We start from the raw sequence: 17,229 nt of genomic DNA, 5'->3' as shown, positions 1-17,229 counted from the left end.
GTTGAATCCGCGCCTGTGTTTGCTGGGGGATGCTAGCCCAGCTTGCGATGGCAATGCACGCGGCAAACTTCGCCTTTGGATGCCGTCCGGCCAAATTCCTGCTCTGCGGTACTCGAAGCTTTTCAGCCGCGTGGTCAAACCGCCGGCACTTGAACCCCGCCGGAGACGGGGGCGACTAACCGCCATGGCCGCATTCGTTGCAGAACTCCTGTTCGATCTCGTTCGAAGCCTCGTCGGCAGCTGGCTGAGACAGGCTGTTGTGGCCGTTTGTGCGTGGTTGGACGCGAAGATTCACGGCCGCGCTGCACGCGTTGTCGTGGGCGGTCTGCTCGGGATCGCCGCCTATTTCCTGATTCCTGTTATCGCCGGGCTGCTGGGTCTCTGATGCCCACCGTGAAGACGAACCTGATCATCGCACTGGTCATCGGGGCGCTTGTCTCGGCGCTGCTCCTCGCCATCGAGCCGCTGACTGACTTCGCTTATCTTTCGCTGGAGTGGCCGGGCATCACCGTCGCGTATTTCTTCTGGGGCGCGGTCGGAGGACCGACCTTCGTCGGCATCCCCATTTCCTGGGTCGTGAGTGCACTCATCTATGGTCTCGGTGCTTTCGTCGTTCTCAGCGTCCTGAAGGTGCTGAGGGAAGCATGAAGCGCTGGCTCGCACGGTTGGGAGCGATGGCGAGGGTTGCAGTGATTTGCGGCACGGTCGCGTGGCTCGTGCTCATGACGAGTTCTCCTCAGGCGCCTGATGCCGCCATGCCCAGCGATACGCGCACCGGCACGACGTCAGGTATGTGAGCGAGGGGACGGATTGGACTCTCCAATTCCTGCTCGGTGCGTCGTTCGCGCTGGGCCGGGTGGCGTTCGGGTGCCGCTTCGCGACCAGGGACATGCCGGAGTGAATGATCCCGCGCTTTAGCGCCTTGCTCCGTCCTTGCTGCGCCGGGCCTCCTCGGCCTCGTCCACGAGCGTCAAGGCGGCGCCGTCGTAGCTCAGCTTCAAGCCGTGGCCGACGATCCATATCCATCCCTCGCGGGCGTCCCTGGTCGGCTGGGCGTTGAACTGGTCGGAGATCGATTTGACGGCGGCCTCTTGCGGCCCCGGATTGCTCAGCGCCGCATGGACGCGCCAGATCGGATGCCGGGCGTCAACTGCGTCGCTGTCGATCCTGACCTTGGCGCCATCGACTGCGCATTCGAGGGTATAGGTGTCGCGAAGCTGGCGGCAGCGGTAGCGGCGCTGCGTGATGACCTTGCTGGTTTCCTCGATCGTCATCCCGGGCGAGAAGCCGAGGATGTCGGATTTTTTCAAATTGGCGAGGGAGGCGGGCTTCAGAAAGTCCGGCTGGATCGCGACGAGAGCGGCAATGGCAACAACGATCAAGCCGGCGACAACAATGGCAATCTTCATCAGCCCCTCACGAGAAACGTCCGACCATACAACAGCCGGAGCCTCCTGCCAGTCGGGCCTGATCATGCTGCGGACGCGTGATGGATTGTTACGCCGCAGCGATCTTCAATTGACAATGGCCGCGCCGCCTTGTGGGGAGCGACGCGGCCGCAAAGCAAGCCGTACAGGAAACCGGCTTACCTCGTGTTGCTGCGTGTCTTGGTGCCGCCCTGGTCGCTGCCGGGGCCGGAGCCGCCCTGGCCGGACGCGTCGGGCCGCACCATTCCGGTGCCGCCCGTGCGCTCGCGGCTCATGCCTGTCGTGCCCGTGGTGGTCGAGCCCTTGTGCGTCTTGGTCATGCCGGGCCTCTGCATGTTGTCGGACTGCGGGGCGGGGCCGGTCTGGGTCTGGGCGAGGGCGGAGCCGCACATCAGGCCGACGGCCGCGGCGGCAATGAGGATCTTCTTCATCTCGAACTCCTGGTTGGTTGTGTTGGCCAACGGGAATACGGAGGCGGCGTTCCTAACGGGACCGTCAAGCGCAAGAGATTCTTCGGAGGTATGCGGGCCACCATTTTGGGTCAGTTCTCGAAACCGCCTTTGACGCGTCCCCTCGCTGATGTATGTTCCCCGCGAGCCGCCAACGAGGTGTGCCGAAACCTCGTCAGTACCTGGCGGCGTTTATGCCCACGGCGGGCAATGTACTCCATCCATTTCTGAGCCCAACGTCGCGACGATCATCACGTCACGATGCGTGTCTTCATTTCAGAACGGAGCAAGCACCATGCATTTCTGTCTCACAGGGCAATACACGCCGCGCGCTCTCAATGCCATTCTGGAAAATCCAACGACCAATCGCCAGGAAGCGGCGAGGAAGCTGATCGAGGCGGCCGGCGGAAAGCTGGTCTCGATGTACAGCGTCGCGACCGACGGCCCCGGCGTTCTCGTCATCTTCGACGTGCCTGATCCCAGCGCAGCGCCAGCCATCTCCGGCCTCACCGTCACGGCGGGCACCCTGCAGAACGTGAAGCTGACGCGCCTGTTCACGCAGGACGAGATCAAGCAGGTGAGGCAGAACGCAGCGAAGCTGCGCTCGTCCTATAGCCCTCCCGGCAGTTGATCTTACGAACCACTCCTGAAACATGCGAGGCCGCCGACCGTCGCTCGAGCGGCGGTCTCGCGAACTCATGTTCACGTCTGCTTCAAGGCGCTCGCTGCTCGGAAGGCAGCGGGGCCGCAGCTACGCGGCCATCCGCTGCGCGACGGGGCTCGTCAGGTATTTGAGCGCCTTCGCATGCTCGAGATCGGGAACCGCGATGGCCGTGTGGCTGTAGATCGCATGGGTCCGCGATGTCGCGATCTTGTCCAGGATCTCCTTGCCCTTGATGACGTGCAGGCCCATGCCTTCCGCGGACGGGAAGATCGCCAGCACCACGTCATACGCCGCGATCACGGCTCTCAGCGCCTCGGCCTTGTCCTCGGCGACATCGACAAAAACGCGAACATCGGCGGCGAGTTCACGCAGCTCATGAAAATCCAGCACTGTGGGGATACTCCAACGCAACGATACCTGATGGAAGCTTGGATGCGTTGGGTTACCGAAGTCTGAACAACGCGCATCTCACCACAAGTTTCACGGTGAGGTGACGCCCTGATTGAGCAGGGCTACCGCACGTAGAGACGGACGCATAGCTCGCCGCAGCCCATCCTTCGAGACGCCGCCGATGGCGGGCCCTCAGGATGAGGGCGGAGTGCGCGGCAGCAGTTTCAGCGGGGCGGATGCTGCTTAGCGTGAGGAGACCGCGGAAGCGGTCGTCTCGAAGGACGGGGCGCTTGCTCAGGCCGCCACCGGGAAGTCATTCGTGATGGCCACGATCACGGTCGGCCGATGCGCGGTCTAGGTCGCCGCGCGCCAGCGCATCGGCAGCACGCCGTTTTCTCTGAAGCTGCCGAGGACGGCGAATCGGCTTGCGGATTGGGCTGGACGCGCGAGCAAAAAGTGACGGGATTCACGTGAAACTGCGGCTTGCGTTTTCGGGCTCGATGGGTTCTAAGCCCGGTGACTTCCTGACCGCCGGCATGACCACGAAGCGCGCTGCGCGGTTTTGTCATGTGCCCGGCAGAGTGACCTCGACGCTCACGCGCACCCAATTCAGAAGGATCCCAGACATGGCGAAGATGACCAAGACTCAGTTGATCGATGCGATTGCCGAGGGCACGCAGCTCTCGAAGAACGACGTGAAGTCGGTCATCGAGTACATGGCGACGGTGGGCTACAAGGAGCTCAACGAGTCCGGCGAGTTCGTTATTCCCGGTTTCGTGAAGATGTCCGTCGTGAACAAGCCGGCGACCGAGGCGCGGATGGGCATCAATCCCTTCACCAAGGAGCCGATGCAGTTTGCCGCCAAGCCGGCGAGCAAGTCGGTCAAGGCCTCGCCGCTGAAGGTGGCCAAGGACGCCGTCTGATCCGGCGCTCGCGCACAGCGTTGCGTGCCCAGAGCCCCGTTCCGATGTACTCGAAACGGGGCTTTTGCTTCTTGATTTGAAGCGCCGGCCGGCCAAAACTTAGACCAAGAAAAACCCCGCGCGATGCGCGGGGTTTTCCAAACTGACGGTCCTGGGATTTCAGCGCCTGGCCGTCAGTCATGCCACGAACTTAAGGTTGAAATTCCAAAATACAACAGCGCCGCGGCGACGGAATATGCTCGTCACGCGGCGCTGCTATGTGACTGGGCGCTGAAATCCCCAGCCTTCATGAGTCTGCGCAGCGCGCGGAAGGTTCAAGAGGATTTGCGCGAAATCCTGCGGAGGGGCTGGACTTTTTGTTCTCATTTTGTTCTTATGAGTCGCCGTGGAGGTGACCCATGACCGTCGAAAAACAACGCGAAGTGATCCGGCTGTGGAACGAGCTCCGGAAGGTAGAAGGCCCTGCCGCGGAAGAGCTCCGCATCCAGATCCTCGAATGCTTCTCCCAGAAGAGCAAAGCCAAGCGAGCGGCTTGACCCAGGTTCGGCCGACGTCGACGGCAACCGGTGCGGTCCCGCACCGGGGGGCACGCGCCTGATCTCATATCGCCGAGGAGCGGACGCGACTCGAGTTATTGATCGGGGCCGATCATGGGACGTGGCGCTGCGCGTCGGTCTGCTCGCCGCCGCTCGATGAGGAACCATCATTCTGCACAGCGTTCGCGCAACATGACATGCCCGCGATGCGCAAAGCCGATGACGGCGAGCTTGGCCAACAGCTTTCGATGCGACCCTGCCGCGAGATCGTCATCGTGTTCGCGGTCGTCCGGTCGTCTCGACATTCGTGCCGCCGAAATCATCGGGCGCCGATACAGCGGCGCCACGCGACTTCATCGATCGTTAGGAAACGCTGCGCGCTGATTTTCTCGCCTCCGATTCGTTCTTCCAGAACGAAATGGAGTCGGATGCAGAACAAGTCGCGGCTGCCGAATCCCGATGCGAAAGCCGAGGCCGCCCATCGGCGCTGCATGTGGCGCGGCGAACGCGGTTGGGTCGCCGCGATCGGACTTGGCGCGCGCGATCCACACCTCTCGGTAAGAGTTGCTTCGCGCCGATTTCTTCGATTCCGATTCGTTCTTCGAGAACGAAGTGGAGTCGAAGCCGGAACAAAGCCGGACAGTGCCCGCCGTCGATCTTCACCAAGGTTTGGATGGAGCTGTGCAGGGCGCGGCCGCTGCTTCCGTCGGTCGCCAACGAACCGGCAGCGCAAAGCGCCTGCGCGAATTCCTAACGAAAGCTTGCGCGCAAGCCGATGACCCTATTCGGTTAGGTTAAAAGTCCAATCGCGTTGCGATCGCCGCGCACTGGCGTAGGTAATCTCGGAAAGACAAGCAAGGAACGCTTCGGCAAGAAGCAACTTTTCAAGATCGACGTCATGACGCCTTTGTCAGAACCATCCTTTCATCAAGGCGACCGGCACACTTATATCAAGGCGACCGGCACACTTACCGACGGGCGTTATCGTCGGCTCGCTGTTCTGCCTCGCTTTCGTGGTGATCAGCTTCTCGCTGCGGCCGCAAGCCGAGGACATCCGCCTCGCCGTCAAGGCCGACAGGCTGGTGCGCACGGCGGGCCGCCCATTAGCGCCCGGCCAACTAGCGCTCGTCGGTGTGGATCGGGTCCGCCGCAGACGCATCGCCGCACGAAGCGCCCCGGGTCGCAAGCGCCACGAAGCCGGCGAAGCCGGACAGGTTGAGCAGAATTTCGAGCCAGGCGGGCATGTCGGCCTCGCTTTCATGAAGACAACCTCAACGTGCGCAAAGAGCGCTTGTTCCGCGCGGGCGACGGAAATCCGGCTAGACTAGAGTCGCGAGGAGGGGTCGAGCCGCCGGCCGAGGGCCGCGACGGATTCGGATGAGGGCTGCTCCTTGAGGAACTCGGCGATGGCCTGCGCGAGCTCGCGGTCACTCATCGGCGTCGGCGGCGCACGCAGCGTGCCGACGCCGAAATTGCGCACGATCTCATCGTAGTGCTGATCATCCGATTTCGGAACGAGCCTGCGAATACGGGCCAGCAAAGCGGATATGGGCAATCCTTCCTCCTTGGTATCGCCCCGCTGGCAGTTGTTATGGTCGGCTGCCATTTGCTCCCGTGGAACTGAAAACCCCGCCAGCATCGCGGAGGATACTGACGGGGCTTCCGTGCTTTTGCCTCTACCGGATGGCGGAGGCTCTGCACTTGCAGACTCAATGCCGCCGATGCGACTTCGTTCCGCCTTCAGCGCCATTTTTTGAGAGCCCTGGGTTCCGCCCTGCCCGCAACCATCGCAAGCGGCCTGCGTTGTGTCGGTTGATGCGAAGGAGGAAAATCATGAAGAAGACACTGGCAGTTCTCGCCACCGTCGCAGCCGTCGGCGTGACCGCGGTCGCGGCGCCTGCACCGGCCGAGGCGCGTGGACGCGGCATCGGTCCGGGCCTCGCATTCGGCCTTGCCGCCGGCGCGATCACCGCGGGCGCGGTCGCCGCATCGCATCCGTACGGCTATTACGGCCCGGGCTACGGCTACTATGACGGGCCGGGCTACTATTATGGAGCGGGCCCGTACGCCTATTACGGCGGACCGTACTACCGGCACCACTACTATCGCCACTGGTAACGGTTCAATAAGGCGAAAAGCCCGGAGCGATGCTCCGGGCTTTTTTCATGCGTATCGATCAGACGTGGCTTACGGCCAGAGCGAGGGCCGTTCCACCTTGCGGGCATTCTCGAGCGTCGACACGAAATACTCTTCGCGTTCGCGCTTGAACTTCTCCTGGGTTGCACGGAAGGCGGCGACACGGGCGGCGATCTCTTCGCGTTCGCGGATCTTGCGTTGTTCGTCTTCGGTCATGTCCATCCCCTCTGTTCGCACTTGGACCCTGTCCATCGGAGTGTGTCTACACGTGGACTCAAGCGCTGCCGCCGCATTGCGCGTTGAGTCGCAATCAACACATGCATTGGCGCTTCCGATTGGGGCGTCAATGGGGAGGAGGCATTGCAGGATTGTGATAAGCGAAGGCCAGGAAAAATTGGCGGCGCGTTTCTCGCCGCACGTCGCCCGTGCGCTTGTTCGCTGTTGTCGAGAGCGTCAACACCCTTGTTGCTTTGAGCGCGCGCAGTTTGCGAACGGCAGACTCTGCAGCAGGCAGGGGCGCACCTGATCGGACGATGGCAACGTCCGGCGCGCACCATGCTATAGAGCCGTGGACGAAAGTCAGAAGGGCTGGCCCATGATTGCGTCAGATCTTCGCAGCGGCGTCGAACGGCTCGGCGACATGATCGCCGAGGCCAGGACCATCGTGCCGTTCACGGGCGCCGGCATCTCGACCGAGTGCGGTATCCCCGACTTCCGCTCTCCGGGCGGAATATGGACGCGCTACCGTCCGATCGAGTTCGGCGAGTTTGTCGCCAGCCAGTCAGCACGCGACGAATCCTGGCGCCGCCGCTTCGCGATGGAGCAGGTGTTTGCGGCGGCCAAGCCCGGTCGCGGCCATCGCGCGCTGGCATCGCTCTACCGCGCCGGCAAGGTTCCCGCGGTCATCACCCAGAACATCGACAATCTGCACCAGGCTTCGGGCTTCGCCAGCGAGCACGTGATTGAACTTCATGGAAATACCACTTATGCGCGCTGCATCGGATGTGGGCAGTCCTATCGGCTCGACTGGGTGAAGCGACGATTCGACGAGGAGGACGCCGCACCCAACTGTACCGTGTGTGACGAGCCGGTGAAGACGGCCACGATATCGTTCGGCCAGATGATGCCCGAGGATGAAATGCAGCGCGCAACCGAGCTGTCGCAGCATTGCGACCTCTTCATCGCGATCGGTTCCTCGCTCGTCGTCTGGCCGGCGGCCGGCTTTCCGATGATGGCGAAGAACTCCGGTGCACGTTTGGTGATCATCAATCGCGAACCGACCGAGCAGGACGACATCGCCGACCTCGTCATCCGCCACGACATCGGCGAAACCCTCGGGCCCTTTGTCGGTAATTGAGGCGTTAGTTTGATTCGCGGCTGTGCAAGCTGTTCATAGGTTCAGGCGAATCTCTTTTTTGTCTATGCGCCGCAACCCGGAGTGTTATCTTTTGAGTCGGAAGATTCGCGTCGCGTCGAAGTGAGAACATTCTCTTAAGACGCGTGATTCGGGCGCCGCCAATGTGGCGGGTTGCATGGCAGTGTGGGGTCCGGGGTTATGGGGTCGTCGGACGGATTTGAGTCCAAAAAGCTTGGAGTTCCAGGGCAGGGCAGTTCACCGGGGCGGTTGACGCCGGGCGAGCACGGCACCGCCGGCCGTGACGGCGCACTCAGTCCCTTCACCGGACTGGGCGAGGCCAGCGCCAACCTCGTCGAGGTGACGGGCGTCATCAAATGGTTCGACGCATCCAAGGGCTACGGCTTCATCGTTCCCGACAATGGCTGGCCCGACGTCCTCCTGCACGTTACCGTGCTTAGGCGCGACGGCTTCCAGACCGCCTATGAGGGCGCACGGATCGTCGTGGAGTGCGTCCAGCGCGCCAAGGGCTACCAGGCATTCCGGGTCGTCTCGATGGACGAGTCGACCGCGATCCATCCGGCGCAGATGCTGCCGCCGCGCACCCATGTCACGGTCACGCCGACCAGCGGGCTGGAGCGAGCCCAGGTCAAATGGTTCAACCGGCTGCGCGGCTTCGGCTTCCTGACCTGCGGCGAGGGCACGCCCGACATCTTCGTGCACATGGAGACACTGCGCCGCTTCGGCATGACCGAATTGCGCCCCGGCCAATATGTGCTGGTCCGCTTCGGGCCCGGCTCCAAGGGCATGATGGCGGCCGAGATCCACCCCGAGACCGGATCGCCGGGCTTGCAGTCGCACTGAAGCTACCAATTCCCGCAATCGTGAGCAGAGGCGCGCCGGCCGACCAGCGCGCCTCTGGCTTTTCCGGCGGTCGCCGCGTAGGAGTTGGTCCGTTCCCACGCCCAGAGTGCCACTCCCCATGCGTTCTGCCATGACTTTGAATCGACGGCCGTTCCAGTGCCTCGCCAGGAGCTGGCTTGCCGCCATCCTCCTCATCGCCGGCTTTGCCGTCGCGAGTGCGCCCACCGGCGCCGCGACCTTCCAGCCGCTCGAGATCGTCACCAAGAACGGCGTGCAGGTGTTCTCGGTGGAGATGGCGACGACCGAGGAGGAGAAGCAGACCGGGCTGATGTACCGCAAGGAGCTGGCCGACGGCAAAGGCATGCTGTTCGACTTCAATCCCGAGCAGGAAGTCTCGATGTGGATGAAGAACACCTATGTCTCGCTCGACATGATCTTCATCCGCGCCGACGGCCGTATCCTGCGGATTGCGGAAAATACCGAGCCGCTGTCGACCAAGATCATTTCCTCCAGGGGCCCCGCCCGGGCGGTCCTGGAGGTGGTGGCGGGAACGGCCCAGAAATACGGCATCCGCCCCGGCGACCGTGTCGGCCACCCGCTATTCGGCAGCAAATAGGGGCGCCCGGCGGGGGTGTGCCAGCCTCGCCGGGCGGCGGTTTGTAAGCTTGCTGGCGCCTTTGGAAGCGTGTATCGACAGGAATCGCCGGATATTCGGGGTATAGCGCAGCCTGGTAGCGCGGCAGTTTTGGGTACTGCAGGTCGTTGGTTCGAATCCAGCTGCCCCGACCAGCTTTCTCAAGCATTTACAGCAAAATTTGCGGGCTCGATCTTCCCAGAATTTTCGGTTGGGAATGCCATGGGAAGATCGGCTCCATAGCTGGGCTGCGCGTTCGAGGACAACGGTGCGATAGTTCTCTGCCATGTCGAGCAGTGCGCCGCGCTCCAGGGGCAGGGCGCTTCCTCGGCCAAGTCCCGGCAGATGCGCTCCATGCGCACGTAGTCGTCGATGTCATGCTGATGCTGCCCCATGCGGCGCATCAGACTCCCGCTATGGTTGAATTGCAAGGGGGACGTCACGCCTGGGTTCCAATGTCGGGAACTGGACCGACGGTTCGCGCAGCGGTTGATATTCTCGGTGCGGGAAATTCGGCAATTGGCTAGTTTGAAGAGACGTCGTTGCCGCGGGGCTGAGGATCTGTCGTTGAACCGGGAATTAAGGGAATTCCGCAGGCTTGAACGTGTGTGCAGGGAGCACGCGGCCGTCGCCTCCCTCGATCTGGAGCGCGACGGTCTTCTCAAGGTGGCCGAATATTATCGGAACGCCATCGAAGCCCTGCAACGCCGGCAGGACTCCCGCCAGTAGATTTCCCAAGCGGGCCGGCCGGCGGACCGATGCCACTGTTCCACCCCAGTCGTCACCGTTAGTTCGGTAGCAAAATGATAGCAGCCGCACAGGCCATCTTCGGTCGGCGCTGGCGGGTTTCTCAATGCCGCGAGACATCCGGCGTAGAGAACTCGCGGTTCAGGCTGCCTCACATTCGATAACGATGACCAACCCCTGTGCTGTTGGTCACAGAACATCGGAAGCGCGAAGAATAGGTTTCTGCCAATCAAACCGGGATGGCAGTTGTCTCATCCCCATCAGGAGAAAACCGATGACCCGCACCAGCAACGACATCCGACATCTCAGCCTTGACGATCTGGACGTAGTGACCGGCGGCACCGACAAGTCGGCGAGCCTGCATTTCAGCTTCTTTGGGATGAAGATTGGGGTGACGTCGACGGAAACCCCGGACGGAACAGTTACCTGCACGACGATCAAGAGCGGCTCAGGCACCAGCCACAGCTGCACCATCAGCTGAGTGACCGGAAACCGCCCCAAGCGCGGGGGCTTGCTCCTAGCTGGCGGCTGCCCCGGTTGGGGCGGCCCGGAGAACTCGAACCGCCCGCGCTCCCGGGACCGCAATCCCTCGCGGCTTGTGCCGGCGCTAGACCGCGCTTCTACCGGACGATCCGATCAAGACGGCAGCCCGTTATACAACCCAATATCTGATCTTTCATTTGGGTGCCTACCCGGCAACCCCTGATGCAAGCGCGCACATCGTCGCCCCACACACGCCCCTTGGTTTGAGAACTCGAGATACATCGATTGCTGCATGCCTTGTCGTTATTGGGGCATTTGGACAAACACGCCGCAAGGCCAAGTCGCTCGCCTTCTGAAAATGTTGCTTCTTGGGCGGTTGCGAGCGTCGTCGTTGTCGCCGCAATATAAAGGGCTAGCGGGAACGCGCTCTTTAGGACTTCTGTCGCCGACATTATTTCCTGCCTCTATTTGAGACCTCGGAAAGCAGCGTACGCCGGATACCCACCAAGGCGAAAGGCGGCCAGGAAATATCGCATCCGCCACCGTGAGCCGGCGGGCTCCTTGCGTACGATTGGTCTCGGAATGTAGCAGTTCGGTTACAGCATCTGCCGGCCGGCGTTGCTAAGCTAGTCGCGGTCAGCGGAGGCCCAGCATGACAACCGATCTCGCTCAGAGTCCCAATTGGGACGAAGACCGCACCAAGGTCGATCTGGATCATTCCCGTGAGGCTTATCCTCATCCGTCGGACTCGAACCCCTTGGAAGCGGCTAAGTCTGCGGATGCTCCTGTTGGTCGTTACTTGCCCGGTAAATGGAGCTGGGGGCCGGCGAGGCCTTCATTCGATTGGTAGAGCACCTGCGCAGCGCTCATGTTGTGCGCTCTCGTGCCCAGCACGGCGATGTAGTGCCATCTAGCGGCCGCTTACGCTCAGCCCGAGTATCGTAGTAGCTGATCACCGCGAAAGTGGCCCCCTGCAGCCAAGGCGCCGATGCAGCCCGCAATCAATGAACCCGCCATAGCTGGACCAGTATTTCTACAGCGTCAGGTGGGCAATTCACGAAGGATTAGCGGTTGGAATAAACCGTCGGTCGACCGGAAGTGCCCGAGCGTCGGATCGGCTGAGAACAACCTACACTACCGTTAGCCCATGAAGCTTTCGTTGGAATGGCCCTATTGGCTGATGATCTCTGGCTCCTTTCTGGTAGTCATCGGCATTACTGGTGTGCTCGTCAGTCGAAAGAGAGCGGACGAGGCAGATACGGCACAGGACGAACCAATTCAAACGCCCAAAGCGCAAATGCCCGCACTGCCGAAACTCCTCGACTCTAGAGGAAAAACAGCGACTAAGTCGGAAGTGAAAGAGGACCCGCCAGCGTGAGCCGGCGGCACCGCGGACCCAATAGAGCGTCGTGCCCTGCTGGAGCGCCAGCCCGCCTCCATCAACTGGCTTTGGTTTCCCGGCTCAGCCACTCGTCCAGATCCTCGGGATCGATTCGCCAGGAGGGCGATACGCCATCCGCTGTTCGAGCCGCCAGCCGGTAACCTTTCCGGCGGAGCTTGGCCGCCAATTTCTTCGCGCCGGCCTCGTCGCTACACTCAACGGACATACCTCCGTACAGGACGACCCACTTGAAGGGCAGTAGCTTGGGCTTCTCGGGGTGTCGTCGCCTCGAAAAGTGGCGCATGACTATAAACCCCAAATGCTAAACCTTCAGAGTTCAACCATTATTAGATACCCTGTTCAGAGGTTTCGCAAAGAAAATCAACCTAAGTGCAGTTATGCCGCATGCGCGCGCGAGTTGTGACTGCCGGCGCGAATAGAACATTCGGTGCATTCATTTTTGATCCACCGGGTTACCAGGCCGCCAGCCTGAACTAGCGGGCCTATTTGTTACCGCCTCAGCCGGCGGGCATGTGATGCCAGCCGCTGGCGGTTGCGGGTCCTGTGCGATCGGCTCCGGCGCTTCATTGCTGCTGCCCTCCGCCCTGTTGCACGGCGGGCTCGAAGAACTCCGCGAGGAGGCGAGCGGCCTCTACGCCTTTCCAGAGTATGGCACCCTCATCGAGGTAGGGATCGACCCGGAGCGCTTCGCCCCTCTGGAGTTTGCCCGCGACTGTCACGGCCATGGAAACGTGGGTGCAGGGATGCTGAGTGGATAGCGCCTGCGCCCGGCGAGTTGGCGGCCTGTTACCGGGAATTCGACAGGCCTGACGTTCTCGGAAGGCAGGGCGCGCGCCGCGCGACGTGCAGACAGTTCGACGACATTGGTTATGCCCGCAACGGGCTTGCGAGACTCGCTGATGCGTTTTCCCGTTTCAGGCTGTCTCCGGTGGCGGTTTGGGCGGAAAACGAATCCACGGGCTCCGCTCGCGGCGGAAACATGGGTCGGTCGATGGTCATGGTGGTTGCTCTGGGTTTCGCCGATCAAAGCCATGCCCGGTTTCAGACCGGGCAGCCGGAGGCCGTTGGTTCGAATCCAGCTGCCCCGACCAGTCCCGGTTGTCGACAACGTTGAGGGCCTTATGGCCCGTTAAAGCGCGATGAGACCGGGATGAATCGTCATAGCGCTTTAGGTTTTTGTTTGCGCATGATCTTTTCGGAAAACCGCTTCGCACTTTTCCCCGTTCATGCTTTAGCGCGCCTTCAGAACAGCAGCCAATCGACAAGCCGCCAGGCGATCCACGCGAGGGCGCAGATCCAGCCCAGCATGACGATCCCGGCGATGCCGAGGCCACAGAGCGCGAACAATGAGCTTCCGCTCTTCGGTGGCTCGGAGAGTTTCTCGGTCGTATCGATCTGGCTCACTGCGCCCCCCTGCCTTGCGGCCTTCTCTTCATTGGTCTCTGCTCGGTCAAAGAAATTCGCCGGCCGCGCTCCAGCTCACACGGACGTGAGGCGAGATGGCTGTCCATCCATGAGGGCACGCGCTGATCGCAGCGCGCGCAGATCCCCCGGACAGGTGGGAAGAAGCTGCAACGCACAGGGCGGCGTTTGGTTGCTGCGGTTGGGACAGGAAATTCGCTGCGCCAATTTTTCGCGCCTCTGGCGCCAGCGTCGTCCGCCGCGTCGAAGCAGACGGGCGGCTACGCAACCGGCGTTGCGCTCGAGGCTCTCTGGGACGAGGTTTCAATCTCGATCAGTGCGATTGCATCAGCCAGCGCGGCGGTGACGACGACTGCGTCGACCGCTATAGGGTCGTCCTCCGCGGTATCTTCGACATCGGCGACATCGTCATCGCAATCGGCGGGCGGAAGCTTGGGGTCGGGAGACAGTGGCGGCTCGGCCAAGACCATCGTCAGCGAGGTCTCGATCACCCTCGATGGCGTCACCACCATCACGATCACCTATTCCGACGGCACGACGGAGGTGAGACATCCGCGAGCGAGGGCCACGGCGCAGAATTACCGAGGATTCATCGAACCCTTGGCTCGTCACCCAGACATATCGGTGTTGGGGATTTCAGCGCCCAATGCCTAAACGGACGCCGCGAAGCGATGATATTCCGCTTGCGCGGCGTTGCGCTTTTGAACGCAATCAGCTCGAGGCGTGCCAGCCGGGCGGAAACGGCACGAACGGCCAGACGATCTGATTGTCGTTGGCGGGCTTGGGCGGCTCCTGAACCGACGTCCGGAGCAGTGGGGCAGGCGGCATCGATGACACCGCCAGGCGCAGACATACACACTGCAAGTTCATTGCGACCGCCCCAGCCAGTAAGTCATTTTTCAAAATGCAATGGGTTCAAAACCGCCACGCGTCCAAAACGACGCGCTCATCTCAAATCGTCCATGCATTCTAGAAAAACCGGCGCCGGCTTTCAACCGGTCCGGCCAACCCCTCCGCTGCAGGTAAGGTTGATCGGTTAGGTTAAGGGCGAGCGGTTGTTGCGGCCGCCTCAAGTGGCGTTATCAGATCGGTCCCGGCTCGCGATGGGCTGTCTGAAACCCGTGCTCACACAAGATCACTGTTCGTCGCGCGCGCGTATCCTTTGAGTTCTGCGTCATGTCTTTCAATCGCAACGTCAAAACCGTCAACACGCAGTCGAGCTGGACCGAAATCTGGCACCTCTGGACCGTGATCGTGCCGCGCCGCTCGATCAACGGGCAGCTCGTCTACGGCAAGGTTTGGCGCCGGCACGACGGCCGCAACTGGATCTACAAGAAGTTCACCGAATTCGACGCCGAAGAGGCGGCGTAGCTACCGCCTCTCTCAGGCGACCTTCGCCTCCGCTGCCGGCTGGGCCGGCGGCGGCTTCAGCGGCTTGTCCTGCTTCTTCGACCACGAGATGTAATAGGCCACGGTCGTCATGATCGCGATGCCGGCGATGCTGACGAACAGCTGCGCGAACAGCGAGCCGGAGCTCATCGACAGCTCGAAATGACCGACGAAGGACAGGAACACGCCGACGCAGAACACCGCGAGCGACTGCTGCCCGCACACGATCAGCGGGTCAAACACCTTCCATTCCAGCCCCGGCCAGTCTTTAGGCACGAAGCGGATCACCAGGATCACGATCACGACGAAATGCAGGAAGCGGTAGGGCGCGAGGTTGGTCTTGTCGTTGGGGTTGAAGGCCGAGAATAGCCATTCCGGGAACATGCCGCCAAAGCTGGGGAAGCGGCCGGCCATGGTCATCACCAGCGCGAACAGGAGATAGCCGAGGCAGAGCCACAGCGTAACAGGCGAATTGACCAGCGTCATCGAGCGCCGCGCGCCACCCATCGAGCACCAGGCGCCGAACACGAACAGCACCTGCCAGCAATACGGGTTGAAGTACCACTGGCCGGCCGGATAGGCCGTCAGATTCCAGCCGAAATGGCGCGCGGCGAGCCACAGCACGATCGACAAGGCCATCGTCAGATCGGGTTTGCGCAGCATGAACCACAGCACCGGCGGAAACAGGCCCATCAGCACGATGTAGAGCGGCAGCACGTCGAGATTGAGCGGCTTGAAGCGGAGGAACAGGCCCTGGCGCAAGGTCTCGGTGGCGTTGTCCACGAGGCCGGCGACGTTGAACTCGTTGATCATCTCGGAATCGCCGAAGCGCAACGCGAGATAGCTGATCGAGGCGATGTAGATCACGAACAGGATGATGTGGGCGACGTAGAGCTGCCAGACCCGCTTGGTGAGCCGGGTGGCGCCGACGATGAAGCCGCGGTCCAGCATCATCCGCGCATAGACGAAGGAGGCGGTGTAGCCGGAGATGAAGACGAACAAGTCGGCGGCGTCGGAAAAGCCGTAATTGCGCGTGGTGATCCAGTTCACCACGTTGTCGGGGATATGATCGAGGAAGATCGCCCAGTTGGCGACACCGCGAAACAGGTCGAGCCTGAGGTCGCGGCCCTTTTCGGGCAGCGTAGCGTTGATGTTCAGGAAGGCCATGCGACGGGAGCTCTCGAAGGGGGCAGACAGGCTGAGGTCGGCGAGGCAGTGCCGCCGGGCGGGATCCCGGCGCGGAAGGCGGGTACGCAATTGTCACGGTGCAGCATAATGACTATACCGTCGCAGAGGTTACCGGGGCCGGAATCACCGATCAGTTCCCAGTCGGTGTCTCTATACTATCCCCGGGGTTTCCACCAACTGCCACCCTGACGCATCGAAATCGAACGAAAAGACGAAAAACGAGGCCCGGACCACCCATGACCGCACGCATTTTCAAGCCCGCTAAGAACGCGATGCAATCCGGCCGGTCCAAGACGAAGGAATGGCAGCTCGACTACGAGCCAGAGCAGCCGCGCGCGGTCGAGCCGCTGATGGGCTGGACCTCGTCGGGCGACATGAAGCAGCAGATCACCCTGCGCTTCCACAGCAAGGAAGAGGCGATCGCCTATTGCGAGCGCAAGGGTATCGCCTACCAGGTCATCGAGCCCCAGGAATCGATCCGCCGGCCGGTCGCCTATGCCGACAATTTCTCGTTCCGGCGCGGTGAGCCCTGGACACATTGAGGCTCGGCACACTCTATCGGCACTTCATGCCCGGGCTTGTCCCGGGCATTTGCGTTTTGGCGGCAGGGTTGAGGTCATGAGGACGGGGGCGGGCCGTCCTCCAGCCCCTTGGCACCAATCCCGCCCCATGCTTCGCTGCCGCGCATGACACGACCATGGCGAGGTGGGGGATGGCGGGGCGTGACCAGCTCGACGGCATCGATCTGAAGATACTTGCCGAGCTGCAGGAGGACGGGCGGGTTCGCAACAACGAGCTGGCGCTGCGCGTCGGCGTCTCCGCGCCCAACTGCCTGCGCCGGCTGAAATCGCTGTTCAGCCGCGGGGTGATCCGGGCGGTGCGCGCCGTGATCGACGAGCGGCTGCTCGGCTATGAGGTGGTGTCGTTCGTCTCGATCCAGCTCGGCAGCCAGGCTCAGCCGGTGCTGGAGGCCTTCGAGAGCTCGATCGCCGTGATCCCGCGCATCCAGCAGTGCTGGCGGATCTCGGGCGACACCGACTATCTGCTGAAATGCGTCGCGCCGAGCGTCGAGAGCATGCGCCAGCAGCTGCTGCATTTCGCTGCGATGCCCGACGTCAAGAACGTCCGCAGCTTTCCGGTGCTGGGCGTCGCAAAGGACGTGCCGCTGCCGCTGCAGGAGGTTGCGGTGGCGCCGGCAGGATAGGGGCAGGATAGGCGATT

At 62.1% G+C, this 17,229-nt stretch carries 24 protein-coding genes, 1 tRNA gene and 1 pseudogene; 16 read left to right on the top strand and 10 right to left on the bottom strand.

Features of this window, described 5'->3' with window-relative positions:
- Positions 1-184: 184 nt before the first annotated feature.
- Both ACRQ5Q_RS23025 and ACRQ5Q_RS23020 read left to right on the top strand, forming a co-directional pair.
- Positions 185-385: a hypothetical protein gene (locus ACRQ5Q_RS23025; protein ID WP_439392425.1), complete on the top strand. Its 201-nt coding sequence runs from the start codon at positions 185-187 to the stop codon at positions 383-385.
- The gene (locus ACRQ5Q_RS23020) at positions 385-648 is read left to right on the top strand and encodes a hypothetical protein (RefSeq protein WP_439392424.1); all 264 of its coding nucleotides are present in this window, start codon (positions 385-387) and stop codon (positions 646-648) included. Before ACRQ5Q_RS23025 ends, ACRQ5Q_RS23020 begins: the two co-directional genes overlap by 1 nt.
- A gap of 266 nt (positions 649-914) precedes the next feature.
- Here ACRQ5Q_RS23020 and ACRQ5Q_RS23015 read toward each other — a convergent pair whose 3' ends face one another.
- Positions 915-1,409, bottom strand: coding sequence for a hypothetical protein (locus tag ACRQ5Q_RS23015; RefSeq protein ID WP_439392423.1), 495 nt, complete (start codon positions 1,407-1,409; stop codon positions 915-917).
- A gap of 176 nt (positions 1,410-1,585) precedes the next feature.
- Complete coding sequence (locus ACRQ5Q_RS23010) at positions 1,586-1,858, bottom strand: hypothetical protein (protein ID WP_439375394.1); 273 nt, start codon at positions 1,856-1,858, stop codon at positions 1,586-1,588.
- 313 nt (positions 1,859-2,171) lie between these two features.
- Between ACRQ5Q_RS23010 and ACRQ5Q_RS23005 the strand changes: the two genes are divergently transcribed.
- Positions 2,172-2,507 (top strand): GYD domain-containing protein, encoded by a 336-nt coding sequence (locus tag ACRQ5Q_RS23005; protein ID WP_439375395.1) that lies wholly within the window; start codon positions 2,172-2,174, stop codon positions 2,505-2,507.
- Between the two features lie 120 nt (positions 2,508-2,627).
- Here ACRQ5Q_RS23005 and ACRQ5Q_RS23000 read toward each other — a convergent pair whose 3' ends face one another.
- Positions 2,628-2,930, bottom strand: coding sequence for a hypothetical protein (locus tag ACRQ5Q_RS23000; RefSeq protein ID WP_439375396.1), 303 nt, complete (start codon positions 2,928-2,930; stop codon positions 2,628-2,630).
- 626 nt (positions 2,931-3,556) lie between these two features.
- On the opposite strand from ACRQ5Q_RS23000, the gene ACRQ5Q_RS22995 reads away from it, so the two are divergent.
- Positions 3,557-3,853 carry an HU family DNA-binding protein gene (locus ACRQ5Q_RS22995; RefSeq protein WP_008558895.1) on the top strand — a complete coding sequence of 99 codons (297 nt, stop codon included), beginning with the start codon at positions 3,557-3,559 and terminating at the stop codon, positions 3,851-3,853.
- A gap of 398 nt (positions 3,854-4,251) precedes the next feature.
- Positions 4,252-4,389 carry a hypothetical protein gene (locus ACRQ5Q_RS22990; protein ID WP_439392422.1) on the top strand — a complete coding sequence of 46 codons (138 nt, stop codon included), beginning with the start codon at positions 4,252-4,254 and terminating at the stop codon, positions 4,387-4,389.
- A gap of 167 nt (positions 4,390-4,556) precedes the next feature.
- Here the strand turns inward: ACRQ5Q_RS22990 and ACRQ5Q_RS22985 are convergent, their stop codons facing one another.
- Positions 4,557-4,736 carry a hypothetical protein gene (locus ACRQ5Q_RS22985; RefSeq protein WP_439392421.1) on the bottom strand — a complete coding sequence of 60 codons (180 nt, stop codon included), beginning with the start codon at positions 4,734-4,736 and terminating at the stop codon, positions 4,557-4,559.
- 551 nt (positions 4,737-5,287) lie between these two features.
- Between ACRQ5Q_RS22985 and ACRQ5Q_RS22980 the strand changes: the two are divergent.
- A pseudogene (locus ACRQ5Q_RS22980) lies at positions 5,288-5,489 on the top strand (hypothetical protein); the annotation flags it as partial.
- Between the two features lie 18 nt (positions 5,490-5,507).
- On the opposite strand, the gene ACRQ5Q_RS22975 reads toward ACRQ5Q_RS22980, so the two are convergent.
- Positions 5,508-5,633 carry a hypothetical protein gene (locus tag ACRQ5Q_RS22975; protein ID WP_439399857.1) on the bottom strand — a complete coding sequence of 42 codons (126 nt, stop codon included), beginning with the start codon at positions 5,631-5,633 and terminating at the stop codon, positions 5,508-5,510.
- An 80-nt stretch (positions 5,634-5,713) separates the two neighbouring features.
- The gene (locus ACRQ5Q_RS22970) at positions 5,714-5,995 is read right to left on the bottom strand and encodes a hypothetical protein (RefSeq protein WP_439375400.1); all 282 of its coding nucleotides are present in this window, start codon (positions 5,993-5,995) and stop codon (positions 5,714-5,716) included.
- Positions 5,996-6,222: 227 nt separating this feature from the next.
- On the opposite strand from ACRQ5Q_RS22970, the gene ACRQ5Q_RS22965 reads away from it, so the two are divergent.
- On the top strand, positions 6,223-6,507 hold the full coding sequence (locus ACRQ5Q_RS22965; protein ID WP_439392420.1) for a hypothetical protein: 285 nt from the start codon (positions 6,223-6,225) through the stop codon (positions 6,505-6,507).
- Between the two features lie 69 nt (positions 6,508-6,576).
- Here ACRQ5Q_RS22965 and ACRQ5Q_RS22960 read toward each other — a convergent pair whose 3' ends face one another.
- The gene (locus tag ACRQ5Q_RS22960; protein ID WP_164933808.1) at positions 6,577-6,741 is read right to left on the bottom strand and encodes a hypothetical protein; all 165 of its coding nucleotides are present in this window, start codon (positions 6,739-6,741) and stop codon (positions 6,577-6,579) included.
- A 379-nt stretch (positions 6,742-7,120) separates the two neighbouring features.
- On the opposite strand from ACRQ5Q_RS22960, the gene ACRQ5Q_RS22955 reads away from it, so the two are divergent.
- The 6 genes from ACRQ5Q_RS22955 (at position 7,121) to ACRQ5Q_RS22930 (ending at position 11,985) form a co-directional block, all read left to right on the top strand.
- The gene (locus tag ACRQ5Q_RS22955; RefSeq protein WP_439375402.1) at positions 7,121-7,882 is read left to right on the top strand and encodes an SIR2 family NAD-dependent protein deacylase; all 762 of its coding nucleotides are present in this window, start codon (positions 7,121-7,123) and stop codon (positions 7,880-7,882) included.
- A gap of 198 nt (positions 7,883-8,080) precedes the next feature.
- Positions 8,081-8,743, top strand: coding sequence for a cold-shock protein (locus ACRQ5Q_RS22950; RefSeq protein WP_439375403.1), 663 nt, complete (start codon positions 8,081-8,083; stop codon positions 8,741-8,743).
- A gap of 130 nt (positions 8,744-8,873) precedes the next feature.
- Complete coding sequence (locus ACRQ5Q_RS22945) at positions 8,874-9,359, top strand: DUF192 domain-containing protein (RefSeq protein WP_439375404.1); 486 nt, start codon at positions 8,874-8,876, stop codon at positions 9,357-9,359.
- A 96-nt stretch (positions 9,360-9,455) separates the two neighbouring features.
- A tRNA-Pro gene (locus ACRQ5Q_RS22940) sits at positions 9,456-9,532 on the top strand.
- Positions 9,533-10,398: 866 nt separating this feature from the next.
- A complete protein-coding gene (locus tag ACRQ5Q_RS22935) occupies positions 10,399-10,605 on the top strand; it encodes a hypothetical protein (protein ID WP_439375406.1) in 207 nt (68 codons plus the stop codon).
- Positions 10,606-11,754: 1,149 nt separating this feature from the next.
- Positions 11,755-11,985: a hypothetical protein gene (locus ACRQ5Q_RS22930; protein WP_439375407.1), complete on the top strand. Its 231-nt coding sequence runs from the start codon at positions 11,755-11,757 to the stop codon at positions 11,983-11,985.
- A 1,266-nt stretch (positions 11,986-13,251) separates the two neighbouring features.
- On the opposite strand, the gene ACRQ5Q_RS22925 is transcribed toward ACRQ5Q_RS22930, so the two are convergent.
- A complete protein-coding gene (locus ACRQ5Q_RS22925) occupies positions 13,252-13,413 on the bottom strand; it encodes an RNA-binding protein (protein WP_439375408.1) in 162 nt (53 codons plus the stop codon).
- Positions 13,414-13,691: 278 nt separating this feature from the next.
- On the bottom strand, positions 13,692-13,943 hold the full coding sequence (locus ACRQ5Q_RS22920; RefSeq protein ID WP_439399856.1) for a hypothetical protein: 252 nt from the start codon (positions 13,941-13,943) through the stop codon (positions 13,692-13,694).
- A 664-nt stretch (positions 13,944-14,607) separates the two neighbouring features.
- Here ACRQ5Q_RS22920 and ACRQ5Q_RS22915 point away from each other — a divergent pair.
- On the top strand, positions 14,608-14,802 hold the full coding sequence (locus ACRQ5Q_RS22915) for a hypothetical protein (protein WP_439375409.1): 195 nt from the start codon (positions 14,608-14,610) through the stop codon (positions 14,800-14,802).
- A 12-nt stretch (positions 14,803-14,814) separates the two neighbouring features.
- Here the strand turns inward: ACRQ5Q_RS22915 and ACRQ5Q_RS22910 are convergent, their stop codons facing one another.
- Positions 14,815-15,987, bottom strand: a complete 1,173-nt coding sequence (locus ACRQ5Q_RS22910) for an OpgC domain-containing protein (protein ID WP_439392419.1) — start codon at positions 15,985-15,987, stop codon at positions 14,815-14,817.
- 257 nt (positions 15,988-16,244) lie between these two features.
- Here ACRQ5Q_RS22910 and ACRQ5Q_RS22905 point away from each other — a divergent pair, with 257 nt between their 5' ends.
- Both ACRQ5Q_RS22905 and ACRQ5Q_RS22900 read left to right on the top strand, forming a co-directional pair.
- A complete protein-coding gene (locus tag ACRQ5Q_RS22905) occupies positions 16,245-16,550 on the top strand; it encodes an ETC complex I subunit (RefSeq protein ID WP_439375411.1) in 306 nt (101 codons plus the stop codon).
- 170 nt (positions 16,551-16,720) lie between these two features.
- Complete coding sequence (locus ACRQ5Q_RS22900; protein ID WP_439392418.1) at positions 16,721-17,212, top strand: Lrp/AsnC family transcriptional regulator; 492 nt, start codon at positions 16,721-16,723, stop codon at positions 17,210-17,212.
- Positions 17,213-17,229 lie beyond the last annotated feature (17 nt).

Origin of the sequence: Bradyrhizobium sp. PMVTL-01 (genome assembly GCF_051861855.1) — a bacterium.
Classification (GTDB): Bacteria; Pseudomonadota; Alphaproteobacteria; order Rhizobiales; family Xanthobacteraceae; genus Bradyrhizobium.
This window is presented reverse-complemented; position numbering and strand designations above follow the sequence as displayed.